This is a genomic window from Verrucomicrobiota bacterium (genome assembly GCA_016871535.1).
Lineage (GTDB): Bacteria > Verrucomicrobiota > Verrucomicrobiia > Limisphaerales > SIBE01 > VHCZ01.
This window is the reverse complement of sequence record VHCZ01000015.1, coordinates 1-15,505: the sequence shown is the minus strand read 5'-3', so window position 1 is coordinate 15,505 and position 15,505 is coordinate 1. Positions and strand designations below refer to the sequence as shown.

Here is a 15,505-nt window from a genome sequence, read left to right as displayed (position 1 = left end):
TCACATGGCGAAGATGCGGCTCATGCGGTCGGAGAGGTCCTTCAAGCTCTCGGCGTCTTTGGCCTGGTCGCCGGGTTGTTCGGAAATGCCCCAGCCGTCGTAGCCGACTGCGTCCAGCGCTTTCATGATCGCCGGCCAATGGTTGTCGCCTTCGAGCAGTTTCACGCTGAAGCGCTTTGCCTGGCCGAATTCCTTGATGTGCAGCTTGAGGATGTGATTGCCCAGGGCCGGGATCCATTCCTCGGGCAGCCCGTAACGAATGATGTTGCCGATGTCGAAATGCCAACCCACATGAGGGCTGTTGATTTCCTGGAGATACCGGACGGCTTGTTCGGGCTTCGTGATGAAATTATTCCAGACGTTTTCGATGGCGATCTTCACCCCCAATTCCGCGGCCACCGGAATGGCCTTGCGAATCTCCACGATCGAACGCTCGAAGCATTGGTCGTAAGTGACGTTGTCATTCACAACGCCCGGCACGAGCAATACCGAGGTCGCACCGTAATGCTTCGCGTCCTGGAGCGACAGCTTCAATCCTTCCAATCCAACTTCGCGCGCGGCGGGATTGGGGTCGGATAACGGCTTGGCCCAATGGGTGTGACAGCAGACACTCGCGGCTTTCAAGCCCGTCGCGTCGAGTGCTTCCTTCACTTCGTTCCGGTCCATTCCGCCGTTGGGTTCAACGCCCTCGAATCCGGCCGCTTTGACGGCCCGCATCTTTTCCAGGACGGAACCTTTGAAACCGATTGTGCCCCACATGATGGCTTTCTTGATCGCGCGCTTTTTGCCGGCGGCGGCGGCGGCGGTATTAAGCGTAGCGGGGAGGATGGCCGTTGCGGTAGCGGCAAATCCGCTGGCCTTTAGAAAATCACGGCGGTTCATGTTCGTCTTCATATCAGATTCCGAATGGCAACTGCTTTGGCTTGAGGCAGGCTTCCAGCTTGCCTCTTTTGATGGTTTTCAACAATGGAAGCTTTGGTCAGGCAGGATGCCTGACCAACTCTCAGCCCAAGCGCGTTCGTCCAGGCATGGCCATGGGAGCGATGGGCAAAGACATGTTCCATTCGAGCGGTTCCGGGACGAGTTTCTCCTGGGAATTGAGCGCCTGATCCCAAGTGATCTCCTGTCCGGTGTAGGCCGAGGTCCGTCCCATGATCGCGAGCAACGTGCTCGTACACATGCGGACGCCGTCGTTGATCGGTGTGCCGGCGCGGATGGAGGCGAACAACTCGTCGTGCTCGACCTGATACATGTCCGGCGTGGGGCCGTTGTAGAACCACTCATCGGCGCCGGTGATATCCACCTGGCGTCCGCGTCGCCCGGTGATATTGGCGATGCCTTTGCTGCCCATGATGTGGTCGTAAACGCCGCCATCGCAGTTGGTGATTTGCCGATGGACGACGAAACCGCGGACGCCGTTGGGATATTCGTAGTTCACCTCGATGTGGTCGTAGATGTTGCCTTCATTGTTCGGAATCTGCCGCCCGCCGACGGCGGTGCATTTCACGGGGGGCATGTCGCGCATGGCCCAGGCGAGTTTATCGACGCTGTGGACAGCCTGCTCGACATAGCCGTCGCCGCTTAGCCAGACGAAGTTGTACCAGTTCCGCAATTGCCACTCGACATCGCTCATGCCTGCGGGGCGACTCGCCGCGGGCGGCATCGGCTTCACCGGTCCGGTGTAGTAACAGTGATAAAGCGCGCGCAGATCGCCAATGGCGCCGTCGTGGATGCGTTGGAACAACGCGCGCCGGGCGTAGTCATAGCGCCAGCAGAAACCGGCCACGACCGCGAGCTTCTTCTTCCTGGCTTCCTCGGCTGCGGCCATAACTGTGCGGACGCCGGGCGAATCCGTGGCCATCGGTTTCTCGCAGAAGATGTGTTTGTTCGAGTCCACGGCGGCCTTGAAGTGCAAGGGGCGGAATCCGGGCGGCGTCGCCAGAATGACCACGTCCACGCCGCTGGCGAGGACCTTTTGATAGGCGTCCAGGCCGACGAAACAATGGTCGGGATCCACTTTCACGCGATCAGGGAAATCTTTTTGAAGCGCATTGAGGCTGCCGTGGAGTTTGTTGGAGAACGCGTCGCCCATCGCGGTCAAGACGACGTTTTTGTCTGCGTGAAGCGCCTGGCTGGCGGCGCCGGAACCGCGCCCGCCGCAGCCAATGAGGCCGATGCGGAGGGTTTCGCTGTTCTGGGCAAAGGCGTTTCCGGAAAGCGCCAGCCGGGTGCCGACGACGCCGCCGAGGGCGACGGTTGAGGAAGCTTTAAGGAATTGGCGGCGGGACGTGGACGGGCGGAGGTTGGAGGTCTTGTTCATGGTCGGATACGGGGATTGAATTTTTGATATGAAGCACCTTGGGCGGCTGATGCGTCAGGGTCAGAGGACGGACTTCGATTTGCCAGTCCTCGCCCAGACGCATGGAGTGCAATCGCAACTGCCGATGGACTCCATTGAATATCGGTCGAACGCTTGCCGACATGAATGGATGCTTGTCAGTCGACTTCTTCAGAACACAGGGTTCGTTCATCAACACGCTGTTGGACGAACCGCGTCCCAGGCTTATTTGAAATAAGTCCAACCGGAAGCCCATTTCCAGTCCACGTCGTCGCCGGCTTGGCTCGTTGGACTGGACGCGCCTGCTAAACACAAAACGTCGATCCACGAACCGGGCGACAAACGGGCTTTCCGTTGGGATTACATGTATGAGGCCTTAGAGCGTGTCCGAAAATTCCGCGGGGTCCTGTTTTTGCGCCAAAGGCCGGATGGCGAGGCGCAACGAAGGAGAATATCCTCCCTGGATCTTCGACTGAGGAGCAACGAAGCCAGGCGGCCTTTGGCGCGAAAACCCTCCGGGCGGCGGGTCTTTTGTCCGTGGCCTGCGTTGGCTCGGTCCTTACAGCCCGCGTTGGGGATGCTCGGACCTCGCCGCCTTGGCCACAGCCAAAATCCCTCGCCGCAGGACCCCGCGCAATTTTCGGACACGCTCTTAGACCCGGCGCGTCTGTCAATAGTTTTGATGGCGAACGAACGAGGAATTCAGCGGAGTTCGATCTGCGCCGGGAACGAGGGGCAAAGTTCGGAATGAGCCAGTTGAGCGCGCTCGGGTCCGAACCCACCCTTCCCCTCCTGGGAGGGGCGAAGGGGTGGATTGGTTCATGGGAAGTTTCCATGGCCACCGCACCCTGCACAGGACTCATGAAGGAGGTAGGGCGAGTCCGTCCCGGCGAGCCGGTCCACGCGCCTGGAACACGTCCGACTCGGCTCGCTGGGGACAGGCTCGCCCTACCGTCCGGTTCATGGGAAGCTGCATTGGCCTCAGGGCCCTGCACATGGCCCTTGAACCGAAAATCGTGCGGACCGCAGCCTTCAGGCTGCTTCCGCGCACTCTCCGGAGTCCAGCGTTGAAGCGGCCTAAAGGCCACGGTCCGGAGGAACGGTTCATGGGAAGGCTTCACGGACACGGTCGAGGTGATTCGCATAAAAGCGCGGTTGGTGTTTGGTGCGGTCATGCGCCTGGTTTTCTTGCGTCCGGCGCGCGGCCGCCTTCCACGCGCACGGGCCAATTCCTTTTGATCAGCGCTTTCATCTCGGCAACGGTCTTCGCGTATTTCGGGTTCGCCGCGAGGTTGTTCAATTCGCGCGGATCGGTTCTGTGGTCGTAAAGTTGAGTTCCCTTCGCGCCATCATCCCACTCGATGTAACGCCATCGTTCCGTCCGCACGGAGTAGCCGGGAAACTGGCCGCGCTGGACTTGCGTGAACGCCGGGCGATTCCAGCGCCGGATCGGATTGTTGAGCAAGGGCCGCAAGCTTGCGCCCGCCAGGTTCGCCGGGGGCGTGAGTTCCGCCAGGTCTGCCAGCGTCGGATAAAGATCGACGAACTCGACCACGCGCGGCGAAGTTTTGCCGCGGGCCTTTGTTCCCGGCGCCACGATGATCAAAGGCACGCGCGCAGATTCCTCGAACAAACTTTGCTTCATCCACAGGCCGTGTTCGCCAAGGTGATAGCCGTGGTCGCTCCAGAACACGACGATGGTGTTGTCCCAAAGTTGCAGCCGGTCCATCGCTTCGAGCACTTTGCCGATCTGGGCGTCCACGAATGAGATCGTCGCATAGTACGCGCGCTTGCACTCGCGCGCCTGATCTTCGGTCACACCGAAATATGGCCAGGGCGCGTTGGACGCGAGCGCGGGTTTCGGCGCGCGGGCCTGTTCATCGGCAGGGATGGCCGGTAGCTTGATGGAATCAAGCGGATAGAGATCGAAATATTTCTTCGGCGCGACATACGGCGTGTGGGGTTTGTAGAAGCCGGTCGCGATGAAGAACGGTTTGTCCCGGTGCGCTTCAAGGAGCTTGATGGTTTCGAGCGCGACTTTGCCATCGGTGTGGTCTTCATCGCGGCCTTCCGCGTCGGGAAGGTAGCACATGGCGCTGCCGAGCCCGCGCTTGGGCGTGTAATTGAGGATGTTGGTTTCGATGACGGTCTTGTCGCGGCCAGCCGGGTTGATGACCTGGCTCCACGAAGGCGGATCATCAAGGCCGCTGGTTCCGATCTGGCCCGGATTGCCGTAGTGATAAATCTTCCCCACGCGCGCGGCGAAGTAGCCGTTGTTCTTGAACAACTGCGACAGGGTCACAACGTCGGGCAGGCCGGTGCGGAAATGATACTGCAAATTGAAGACGCGCGTCTGGCTCGGACGCAATCCGGTCATGAGCGAAGAACGGCTCGGACTGCACAGCGGAAACTGGCAATAGGCGCGGTCAAATTTGACGCCCATCCGCGCCAAGCGGTCGATGTTCGGCGACTTCACCATCAGATGGCCGTAGCAGCCCAAATCGTTGTTCATGTCATCCACGGCGATAAAGAGGACGTTGGGTTGGCGGGGCGCGGCGGCGGCGGCTGGGGAAAGTGCGCCGATCACGTTTATGCCAAGCAATGCCCAGAGCACGAGGGAGCAATGGCTCAACGCCGGGCGACTGAGAGCCTGTCTGAAAACTGTCTTCTGGGTGGAACAGGCCACCGGCCTGTTGCGGCGGGCTACCAGCCCGCCGGGCCTTTTGGCGGCAGGTTGCCCCCAAAAACGGGCTGGTAGCCCGTTCCACCCATTTTTCAGACAGGCTCTGAACGCGCTCGGCTGAGGAACAGCCGGAATCCGAAATCCGAAATCCGAAATCCGAGACAAACCGGAAATCCAGAACTTGAAAAAGCGACACCAACCGCAGGATTGTTTTCCGAATGGGCCAGTTCGCTCAGCCTCAGCCTCCATTCTCTCTGTTGGCTCCTGTTCGAATTGAGCTTTCACCGCGGACATAAACTTCTCCAGATCGCTCAGGGTTTTCGGTTCGCGCCGGGTTTCCTTCCGGCATTGCCTGGCTTCCTGGCCGCGGGCCGCTCCGTGCCGCCGATGTCCGCGTGGTTCACCGCAGGCAGGTGTTTGGCCAGTTCGGTTTTCGTAATGGCGAATTCTGGCTTCGTCGCCAGGTTGGTCCACTCATACGGATCTTTGGATTCGTCGTAGAGTTCCTCGTCACCGTTCGCGTAGCGGATGAAGCGCCAGTTCTCCGTGCGGACCGCGTGATTCATGAATTTGTGCGTGGTGATCGCGGGCTTGTCCCACGGCGCTTTCGGATCGGCCAGCAGCCGACGAATGCTCTCGCCTTGCACGTGCTTCGGCGTCGGGATTCCGCAGAGATCCGTGAGTGTGGGATAAATCGTCATGAAATCCACGGTGCGATCGCAAACGCTGCCCGGTTTGGTCAGGCCGGGCGCGACCCAAATGAGCGGCGCGCGAGTCGCTTCTTCCCAGAGCGCGAACTTGCGCCAGTGCTCCTTCTCGCCGAGGTGCCAGCCGTGATCGCCCCAGAAGCAAATAATCGTGTTGTCCTTGTAAGCGCTTCGGTCGAGCGCGTCGAGCAACCGGCCAATCATCGCGTCGGCATAGGAGATCGCCGCCAGGTACGCTTGGACCGCTTCTTTCCAGCGGCCCGACTTCAGCATCGCGGCGTGGTCGCCTTCGGGTCTCGCCATGCGCACGCCGGCGGGCGGGATGTCATCGAGATCCTTTTCGAGGCGCGGCGGAAGCTGGATCTTGTCGAGCGGGTGCAAGTCGTAATATTTGCGCGGCACGTTCCAAGGCATGTGCGGCTTGTGCAGGCCGACCGCGAGGAAGAACGGCTTGTCCTGTTTCTTCTGCAATTGATCGATCCCGTACTGGACGATTCTCCACTCGCGCAAATCTTCGTCCTTGCAGTCGAGCGGGGCGAACTTGATGCCGCCAACGCCGGTGTCGCCGGTCGGCGCCGGGTCTTGTCCGGCGCCAGCGAGATAGTCATCCCATTCGCTGCGGCGGCGGTACGCCTCATGATAAATCTTGCCCGCGCCGCAGATGTAGTAGCCGGCTTTGCGAAATGCGGTTGTGAGAGGCAAGTCTTCCGGGATGGCAGTGCGCCAGTCGTTGTTGTTCTCGTACACGCCCGTGGTGGAAGGGCGTAGTCCGGACATGAGCGCAGCGCGAGACGGATTGCAGACAGGCGCCGCGCAATAACTCCGTGTGAACCGCACGCCGCGCGCGGCCAGTTTGTCGATGTTCGGCGTGCTCGTCTGCGCGTTGCGGCCGAGATAACCGACCCAATGGTTCAAGTCATCGACCGCGATGAAGAGGACATTGGGCGGCGAGGATGAAGCCGCCTCGGCCAGGGAGAAGCTCCCCAGCAACAGCAAACTGAGAAGAAGGGCAAGCATGGTCAGTTTCATAGTCTGATTCGACCCTTTTGGCGAAGACTTTTCACCGAATTAACGTGGTAACGATTTGGGCCTCGGCTCGTGTTGCTTTTTTCGGCTTTCCTGATTTCCTTCCAGGGCGATGCCTTTGGCCAAAACCGACACGCTCACTCAGTTTCGGACGTTGCTGCTCCTCGGGCGGGTCTCGAATCTCCCGACGGTCTGGTCGAATTGCCTCGCGGGCTGGCTGCTGGGAGGCGGGGGCGAGAGCGGCCTGAAGTTCGCCGCGCTCTGCGCGGGCACGACGTGCCTTTATCTCGGCGGGATGTTTTTGAATGACGCGTTCGACACCGACTTCGACCGTCAACACCGCAAGGAACGGCCCATTCCTTCCGCCGCCATCGACGTCGGCGAAGTGTGGATCTGGGGTTTCTCCTGGCTCGCGGTGGGAACTCTTTTCCTCGCCCTTCTGGGAGCCACGCCGGCGTTTTTGGGACTCGTGCTGGCGGGAACCATCGTCCTCTACGATGCCGTCCACAAAATCATCACCTTCTCCCCTGTGCTGATGGCCGCGTGCCGGTTTTTGCTTTATCTCGTCGCCGCCTCAACGGGGCGGCAAGGCGTGACCGGGCTCGCGGGTTGGAGTGCGCTCGTGCTGGGCGCCTACATCGTCGGCTTGAGCTACCTCGCGCGAAAGGAAAGCCCGCGCGGTCCGCTGCGGCATTGGCCTTGTTATTTGCTGGCGGCTCCCGTGCTGCTGGCTCTGCTCGTGAATGACGGCGCCTACCGGATGCGCGCCCTGGTGCTCTCGGCTATCCTGGGTGCGTGGATCATTCGGTGTCTCCGCTATACCTTCGGCGGCCCGAACCGGAGCATTGGCCTGACGGTCTCCGGATTGCTGGCGGGCATCGTGTTGGTGGATCTGCTGGCGGTGGCGGACGCCGCGGCGTCGATGGGTTGGATCTTTGCGCTGTTTTTCGTCGCGGCGCTTTTGTTTCAGCGTTTTATCCCGGCGACATGAAGTCTTTCCGTGCCATTCTCCAGGGTAGGGACGGATTCCACTCCGTCCCTGACCTTACTGAGCCATCGAAGGAGCAATTCCAGGGACGCGGTGGAACGCGTCCTTACCCGTTCATGGGCGGTGTATGGTTCCGCAACCTTGGATGCTCTCCTTGGACTGCATGAAGCGGACCGCGGTCATTGACGTCGTGGGGCTCTGCCGGTCGCTTCTGGGACCGGCGACGCCGAGAATCAATGAATTCGCCGGGAAAGGCGGGCTGGCCACAATTGTCCCCGCGTTCCCCGCCGTCACGTGCACCGCGCAATCGAATTATCTCACCGGCACTTTGCCGAACCGGCACGGAATCGTGGGCAATGGGTGGTACCACCGCGAGTTGGCCGAAGTTCAGTTCTGGAAACAATCCAATCACCTCGTCCAGGGCCGCAAAATCTGGGACGAACTCCGCGCGCAAGACCCCGCCTTCACGTGCGCAAAACTTTTTTGGTGGCACAACATGTATTCCACCGCCGATTACTCCATCACCCCGCGCCCGATGTACCCGGCCGATGGCCGCAAGGTCTTCGACATCTACGCGTCGCCGTTGTCCATTCGCTCCGAAATCAAGAAGGACCTCGGGGAGTTTCCATTCCCGGCGTTTTGGGGACCGGCGGCGGGCGTGGATTCTCCGCAAGGCCGCGCCGACGCCGCGTCGCGCTGGATCGCCGAATCGGCACAATGGATTGAAAACAGATACCACCCGACGCTTTCGCTCATTTATTTGCCACACCTGGATTACAACCTGCAACGGCTCGGCCCGGCGAATCCGGCCCTGGTTCGGGACGTGCAGCACATCGACGCCATCATTGGCGATCTGATTGATTTTTTCCGCGCCCGTTCCGTGCAGGTGCTGCTGTTGTCCGAATACGGAATCATCGACGCGGACACGCCGATCCACTTGAATCGCCTGTTCCGCGCGCAAGGCTGGCTGGCGATCAAAGACGAACTGGGCCTGGAACTGCTCGATAGCGGCGCGAGCAAAGTCTTCGCCGTGGCGGATCATCAGGTCGCGCACGTCTATGTGAACGACCGGACGTTGGAGAACAAAGCGCGCAGCTTGCTGGAAAAACAGGACGGCATCGCCCAGGTGCTGGGACGCCAGCAACAAGCCGCGCTCGGCATCGATCATCCCCGCGCGGGTGACCTGATCGCCGTTGCGTCGGAGCGCGCCTGGTTCACCTACTACTACTGGCTGGAAGATCGGATCGCTCCGGACTTTGCGCGCTGCGTCGATATTCATCGCAAGCCGGGCTACGATCCAGTCGAGTTGTTCCTCGATCCGGCGCAGCCGTTGATCAAGCTGAAAATTGCCTGGCGGCTGCTGCAAAAAAAACTTGGCTTCCGGATGCTCATGGATGTCATCCCGCTGGACGCGAGCCTGGTGAAAGGGTCGCATGGCGGGCGGCCTTCCGATCCCGCGCACTGGCCGATCTGCATCGCACAAAACCGCGCGCCGCTCGCGAAAGCGCAACTCGATTCGACCGAGGTTTATGCGGTGATCCGCGAGGCGGTTTTGGGAACTTACTGAGGAAACCGTGGGGGGGACGGCAGCCCAGCGTTTGTAGTCCGGGCTTTAGCCGGTCCTGGCCGCCTAAAGGTGGGACTGCAAACCGTTTCCGTGTCGTCCATCTCACGGTCTTGGCAGTAGGGTCCACGATACACAGGAACGAAAGAGAAGGAGTTGTCGGACAACGGAGGTCGAATTACCGCGACGGCCGGCCGAACCGTGTATTTAGCCAGACGCCGGCGACCAACAGAATACCGAGGAGCACATATTCCAGATGGCTGATTTTGAACGGCAGGTTTTGCTCGCCCCAGATGGCCGCGCCGCGCAAGCCTTCATCCAACACCGCGATTAGCAAGACGCCCAGGAAGCTTCCCCAGAGCGAGCCCGCGCCGCCTTGCACGCGGGTTCCACCGAGCACGACGGCGACGATCACGTGCAATTCCAATCCCGTGAGAGAACTGGCGCTGACCGAACTGTTCCGCGCCGTGAAGCACAGCGCCGCCAGGAACGCCAGCACGCCCATCGCGCCATAGACCTCGCAGAGCCGGCGCGTCACCGGAATGCCCGCATACCGTGCCGCGACTCGATTGCCGCCCAGCATGAGAATTTCGCGCCGCCAGCGCGAGCGTTCGAACCAGCTTCCCCCCAAGAGAAACACGAGCGCTATGAGAACCAATGCGCCGGAGAATTGTCCGAGGCTTTCATATCCCGGCACCGAGACAAACGGCGCTTTTTCCAGATCGCCCATGACCACAAAACACATTCCCCGATAAAGGATCATCGTGCCCAGCGTCGCGATGATGGGGGGAATGTTCAGCCCCGCAATCAGGACGCCGTTCGTCAATCCAAGTGTCAGCGCCAGCGCTAAACCCACCGGCACGGCGGTCCACCAGAATCCGGGCCCGGCCTGAAAGGAAGACATCACGCAAGCGACCAGCGCGACCATCGATCCCACCGAAAGATCGATGCCAGCGGTCATGAGCACGAACGTCATCCCCGCCGCCAGCAACATGACCGGCGCGGATTGCGCCACGAGATCACCAAAGTAATTCTGGAAATAGACCGCCCATCCATTGAGCGAATGGATTTTTGGAGCGCTGACCCAGGTAAAGAACGCGATCTCGGCGGCCAGCAAGGATGGCAATGCCCAACGTTTCATGGAGCAAACCCTAAATTCAATTTAACGATTTAACCCATTTAACCCATTTAACACTCTCGCGGGCTTTTCACGCCAGTTCGGCCAGCAACTTTTCCTTCCGGTGCAGCGCGCAGTCGAGGCCGATCACCGCAACGATGATGGCTCCGGCGATGAGTTCCTGGAAATACGGACTGACCCCGGCGTAGATCAGCAATTCGAGAATCAGATATAGAAAGATCGCGCCGAGAAGCGTCCCGGCGTAACTGCCTTCCCCCCCAAAGATATTCGTCCCGCCCAGGACCACCGCGCCGATGACTTGCAGTTCGAAGCCCAGCGCCATGCGCGCCGGTTCGATGGCTTGCACGCGCGTGGTGAAAATCAGTGCGGCCAGCCCGAGAAAAACCCCGCCCGCGCAGAACGCGCTTTGCAGCACCTTTCCTGGACTGACGCCGAGCAACCGGCACGCCTCCTCGGAGTTCCCCAGCGCAAGCCAGCGCCGAGGCGATTTCGCGAACAGTTCCCATATCGCCGCGAGAACCAGCACTCCGATCAGAATCCAGCCCGCGTACATTTTTCCCGGGCCGTGATACCGTTCGTCCGGCACGGAGATGTTGCCGCTAAAGCCGGGAACACCCAGGTCCGCGATGATGAGCGCCAGACCCCGGTAAAAGGCCAGTCCAGCCAACGTGACAATGATCGCGGGAATCTTGAGAAGCCGGACCAGATAGCCATTGGCCATCGACAGGCTCCACGCCGTCGCCAGGCACGCGGCAAAGCACGCCCAAGGCGCGGCGCCGTGAGAAACGAGAATGCCAAACACCGTGCCCGCCACGACAATGATGGAAGCAACGGAGAGATCGATGGCGCCGGCGAAGATGATGCCCGTCATGCCCAGTCCCGCGATGGCGACGGGGGCCACGTTCGGGCCGGCCCGCCACAAAACCTGGCTGAACGAACCGCCTTCCTTCATGTAAAATCGAATCGCGACCAAAAGGAGAAGATTCCCCGCCAGCAAAAAGATGAGCCGCTGGAGCAACGCGCGCGAGTAGCGGTCTTTCATTTCAAAGTCCAGAGCCCGGATGCCGCCAGGAGGACGTTCTCCTGGGTCATGTTCCCACCGCTGAGTTCGGCCGCAATCTCGCCGCGGTGCATCACGAGCACGCGGTCGCTCATGCCCAGGACTTCGGGCAGATCGCTGGAGATCAGGAGCACGGCCTTGCCCTGGCCTGCGAGCCGGTCAATCAGCGCGTGGATCTCGGCTTTCGCGGCCACGTCCACACCGCGCGTCGGTTCGTCCAGGACGATCACCGTTGGCCCGCGTTCCAGCCAGCGCGCGAGCAGGGCCTTTTGTTGATTACCCCCGCTGAGCGTGCCGACCTCCTGGCTTGGGCTCCGGCTGCGGATCGCAAAACGCTCCAGCGCTTGCCCGACCCGATTTGTTTCCTCGGAACTCTTGATCAACCCAAAACGCGAGATCAATTCGGAGAAGCCGATGCTGATCGAGTCGCGCACCGAATGATCGAGCACCAGCCCCTGGCGCTTGCGTTCCTCGGGCAAATAAACGAGCCCCGCCTGCAAGGCCTGATGAGGCGCGGAAGGTCTCCAGGAACGGCCGCACAGCCGCATCGCGCCGCCGTCGATCGGGTACAAGCCGTAAATGGCGCGGCCCAATTCCGAACGCCCCGCGCCCACCAACCCGGCCAGCCCGACGATTTCACCGGCATGCACGCGGAAACTGATTCGCCGGAACAGGTCGGCGCAGCTCACGCCGTTCAGCTCCAGCAACGGTTCGCTTTTCCGGGCCGGCCGCGTGCGCGGATAAATCTGTTCCAGCGCGCGTCCCACCATGTCCCGCACGAGCTGGTTCAGATCCGTTTCGGACGTGCGATAGTTGGCGACCAACTCGCCGTCGCGCAGGACGGCGATGCGATCCGTCAGTTGCAGAATTTCGTCCAGGCGATGCGAGACATAAAGGATCGCCACGCCTTCGCGGCGGAGGCGCTGCAATTGAGCGAACAGGCGTTGCGCCTCCGGCTCGCTCAGGCTCGCAGTTGGTTCGTCCAGGATCAGCAGCCGCGCGCGCCGGCAAAGCGCGTGAGCAATCGCGACTTCCTGCCGTTGCGCGGCGCTCAGTTCGTGGAAACAAGCGCGCGGAGAAAGGTCGAGATCGAAACGTGCCAGTTGCGACCGCGCCTCGGAGTGCAAGGCGCCCCAATTCACCCCGCCCCACCAATGCCGCGGCCAGCGTTCGCCCATCAGCAAATTCTCCGTGACGGACAGTTGGCCAAAATAAGCCAGTTCCTGGTGAATCGTCGCGATTCCCCCCGCCAGGGCCGCCCGCGGTGAATCGAAGCGGACCGCCGCGCCGTTCCAGAGAATTGTCCCTTGGTCCGGAGCGTGAACGCCGCTGAGGATTTTGATGAGCGTCGATTTACCCGCGCCGTTCTCGCCGATCAACCCCCGCACTTCCCCGGAAGAGATTTCGAGATGGATCGGCTTCAACGCGAGGAGGCCGGCGAACGCTTTCGCCACGGAGTCGAGTTTCAGCAACGGCTCGGACACGCAGCGAAATTAGCGAAGCCCTTCGTGAGGGTCCATAGGAAAGGCTCGGCTCACGGCCAGCAGACAGTTCGGAAGAAGTGCACTCTTTTCAAATGGTGCCTTCAGATGAATTAGGGATCCGTTACGACTGCGAAGAGTCCTGACCCTTCTCACCACGGCTGGTACTCGACGCCGAAGAGTTTGTACCAGTCCTTGAGGCCGGCCAGTTCCTTCTTCACGCGATCGCTCGCGTTTTGGAAAACAACCGGCGTGGGCGCGGCCAGGGCCGCCAGTTGTTTCACGTCGAACGCTTCCAGCAGCCCAAAGCAAAACAATTCCGGCTTCTCGTTTACGGCCCAGTTCTGCTCGATGATCTCCTTCAAACTGCCGAGCGCGCCGTGGAGTTCCACGCCGTCGATCGCTTGCGCTTCCAAAGCGGACGCCACCAAGGCCGCCAGACTGCACCGCGCGCCGACCGCGACAATCGCCACGGGACCGCTCTGGTGCGCGGCTTGCGACCAGCGCGCAATCGCAGTCAACTGGCTGGCCTGAATTCCCAGCGGACGTTCACCCACCGCCGCGACCAACAGCGCGTAAAGAAAATCGCGGCTCTTGATCTTCGACTCGCCCACGTAAAACGGATCGACAGCCAGCACGCGGTTGCCCAGAGCGAGCAACCGGTTGACTTGCTCCAGCGCGTTGGTGCGCCCGCCGTCCGCGACCAAAATCGCCGTGGCTTTCGGTTGATCGCGAGTCAATTCCACGACGGGCACGGTCCAAAGGCCGGCGAGCTTCACGCGCCAGAACACGGCTTTGACCCCGTTGGTTTCGTCCTCACCCGCGCGCTCGGCTTGCGCGGTGTAGTTGCGCGTGCGAACGATCTGGTGGAGCGTCAGGCGGCGCGCTTGTTGCCAGCGTTTCGCGGCCGTCGCATCAGCGGGGAGCGCGGCATCGCGAGGCAAGGACTTGCTCAAATCCAGGGCCAGTGAATGAAAGTCCGCGTTCTCGGACGGCAGTTCGACCTGCAGTTGTTCTTTCGTTTTCACTTCGCTCTCGGACGGAATCTCTTTCCAGTGCTCCTCGGATTTCCGCCCCCAGAAATATTCTTCGACCATTCGGTAGAACTGCTCGCGGTTATCCTTTTCGTAGTTATGCGTGCCCGGATCGTAATTGACGTGAGACCGAAGGCGGCTCTCGTGTCCGAACAGCTTGTAAATCGGCGCGGCGGCTTCGAGCAACGGCGGCAAAGCATGGTCCGAAGCAAAACAACAATCGTCTTTGGCGTTGTAAGTGAGCAAGGCTGGCCGGGGCGCCAGCATCGCGGTCAAATGCGCATAATCCGCAACGGTCGCCATGTCCGAGGGTGTTTGCTCGGAATCGCCCAGGTCGGACACATGCCGCACCCGCGTCAGGAAACTGGAATAACCCGCGACGGGATTGGCGAGCGTGACGCGGGTATCCAGCGCGCTGAGGTAAATCGTTTGCCAACCGCCCCCGGAAAGTCCGGAGACCACCACGCGTTCGGGGTCGGCGTTTTCGAGCGACAACAAGGCGTCCAGGCCGCGGCTCATTGCGAGAAAAAACGGCGCCAGGCCGCTGGCGCCGCAGAGATCGATCTGGTTCATCCGATAATGCTCGGACATTTGCCCGCGCAACTGGCCCATGCCGAACCATTCCGGGTTCAGCACGAGCACGCCGCGTTTGGCCAGGTTGATGCAGCGGATTTGTTTGTAAGGCGCGGCTTTGCCATTTGGGTCGTGGCCGTTCACGTTGAGGGCGACGGGGACTTTCCCGGAAAGATTCTCCGGCAGATAAAGCACGGCGGGCATCCACAAGCCGGGCAACGCTTCGTAACGGAGCTTTCGGATGCGATAACCGGGGCCGCCGTCGATGGTTTCCAACCAATCGACTTTTGTTTTCGCACTGCGCCAGGCCGCGGCCTGACCTCGAAAGACGACCTGATCGAGCATCTGCGTCCGCAATTGTTCGGCGTGTTTTTGCCATTCGGCGGCGGATCTGGACGCCGGCATGCGCGGGAGGCGGCTCTCGACGAAGTCCTGCACTTCAGCGAGAGACAGGTTAGGGCCGATGATCTCGCGTTTCAGAAGTTGCGCCACGGGGCTAATGCCCGCGGACCCGGCCGCTTGCCCGGGTTGATCCTGCGCGCACAGGATCGGCGCGGGAGCGCAGAACAACGCCAGGCCAGCGACAATGGCGGTTTTGGCGAGGTGCAATCCAAACGGGAATTGTTTCATAAGTTAGCGGATGTTTGCTCATCCTTAACACGACGCGGCGCAGGCGGCATTCCAAATTTGGGTCCCAGTAACCCCTCAGTTCACGTCGGTGGAGCGACGCTCCTGCGGAGCTTTTCCTCGATGGCATTGGCTCGGCGGGAGTCCTCGCCCCACCTTAGGGTCTGTGCAAAAATAACTTCCGGTTTTGGCGGGAGCGCCGCCTGGCCGGATGCAAGGCGCGAGGAGGGAGCATCCCCGTTTTGGGGCTGTGACCGACGAGCAACGCCGCAGCCGGCCAGGCGCC

The 15,505-nt window shown here is 61.0% G+C and carries 10 protein-coding genes; 2 read left to right on the top strand and 8 right to left on the bottom strand.

Annotation, left to right across the window (positions count from 1 at the left end; genetic code table 11):
• The 4 genes from FJ398_03760 to FJ398_03745 all read right to left on the bottom strand — a co-directional run bounded on the left by FJ398_03760 (position 1) and on the right by FJ398_03745 (position 6,757).
• Positions 1 to 894 carry a TIM barrel protein gene (locus tag FJ398_03760; GenBank protein ID MBM3837071.1) on the bottom strand — a complete coding sequence of 298 codons (894 nt, stop codon included), beginning with the start codon at positions 892 to 894 and terminating at the stop codon, positions 1 to 3.
• Between the two features lie 109 nt (positions 895 to 1,003).
• Positions 1,004 to 2,320 carry a Gfo/Idh/MocA family oxidoreductase gene (locus tag FJ398_03755; GenBank protein ID MBM3837070.1) on the bottom strand — a complete coding sequence of 439 codons (1,317 nt, stop codon included), beginning with the start codon at positions 2,318 to 2,320 and terminating at the stop codon, positions 1,004 to 1,006.
• Positions 2,321 to 3,509: 1,189 nt separating this feature from the next.
• Positions 3,510 to 5,270, bottom strand: coding sequence for a sulfatase (locus tag FJ398_03750; GenBank protein MBM3837069.1), 1,761 nt, complete (start codon positions 5,268 to 5,270; stop codon positions 3,510 to 3,512).
• Positions 5,271 to 5,332: 62 nt separating this feature from the next.
• A complete protein-coding gene (locus tag FJ398_03745) occupies positions 5,333 to 6,757 on the bottom strand; it encodes a sulfatase (protein MBM3837068.1) in 1,425 nt (474 codons plus the stop codon).
• A gap of 109 nt (positions 6,758 to 6,866) precedes the next feature.
• On the opposite strand from FJ398_03745, the gene FJ398_03740 reads away from it, so the two are divergent.
• Entirely contained in the window at positions 6,867 to 7,745 is an 879-nt protein-coding gene (locus tag FJ398_03740; GenBank protein MBM3837067.1) for a prenyltransferase, read from the top strand.
• A gap of 160 nt (positions 7,746 to 7,905) precedes the next feature.
• On the top strand, positions 7,906 to 9,309 hold the full coding sequence (locus FJ398_03735) for an alkaline phosphatase family protein (GenBank protein MBM3837066.1): 1,404 nt from the start codon (positions 7,906 to 7,908) through the stop codon (positions 9,307 to 9,309).
• Positions 9,310 to 9,484: 175 nt separating this feature from the next.
• Here the strand turns inward: FJ398_03735 and FJ398_03730 are convergent, their stop codons facing one another.
• The 4 genes from FJ398_03730 to FJ398_03715 all read right to left on the bottom strand — a co-directional run bounded on the left by FJ398_03730 (position 9,485) and on the right by FJ398_03715 (position 15,222).
• The gene (locus FJ398_03730; protein MBM3837065.1) at positions 9,485 to 10,447 is read right to left on the bottom strand and encodes an ABC transporter permease; all 963 of its coding nucleotides are present in this window, start codon (positions 10,445 to 10,447) and stop codon (positions 9,485 to 9,487) included.
• Between the two features lie 67 nt (positions 10,448 to 10,514).
• Entirely contained in the window at positions 10,515 to 11,486 is a 972-nt protein-coding gene (locus FJ398_03725) for an ABC transporter permease (GenBank protein MBM3837064.1), read from the bottom strand.
• Entirely contained in the window at positions 11,483 to 12,988 is a 1,506-nt protein-coding gene (locus tag FJ398_03720) for a sugar ABC transporter ATP-binding protein (protein MBM3837063.1), read from the bottom strand. Before FJ398_03720 ends, FJ398_03725 begins: the two co-directional genes overlap by 4 nt.
• Positions 12,989 to 13,137: 149 nt before the next feature.
• A complete protein-coding gene (locus tag FJ398_03715; protein ID MBM3837062.1) occupies positions 13,138 to 15,222 on the bottom strand; it encodes a hypothetical protein in 2,085 nt (694 codons plus the stop codon).
• Positions 15,223 to 15,505 lie beyond the last annotated feature (283 nt).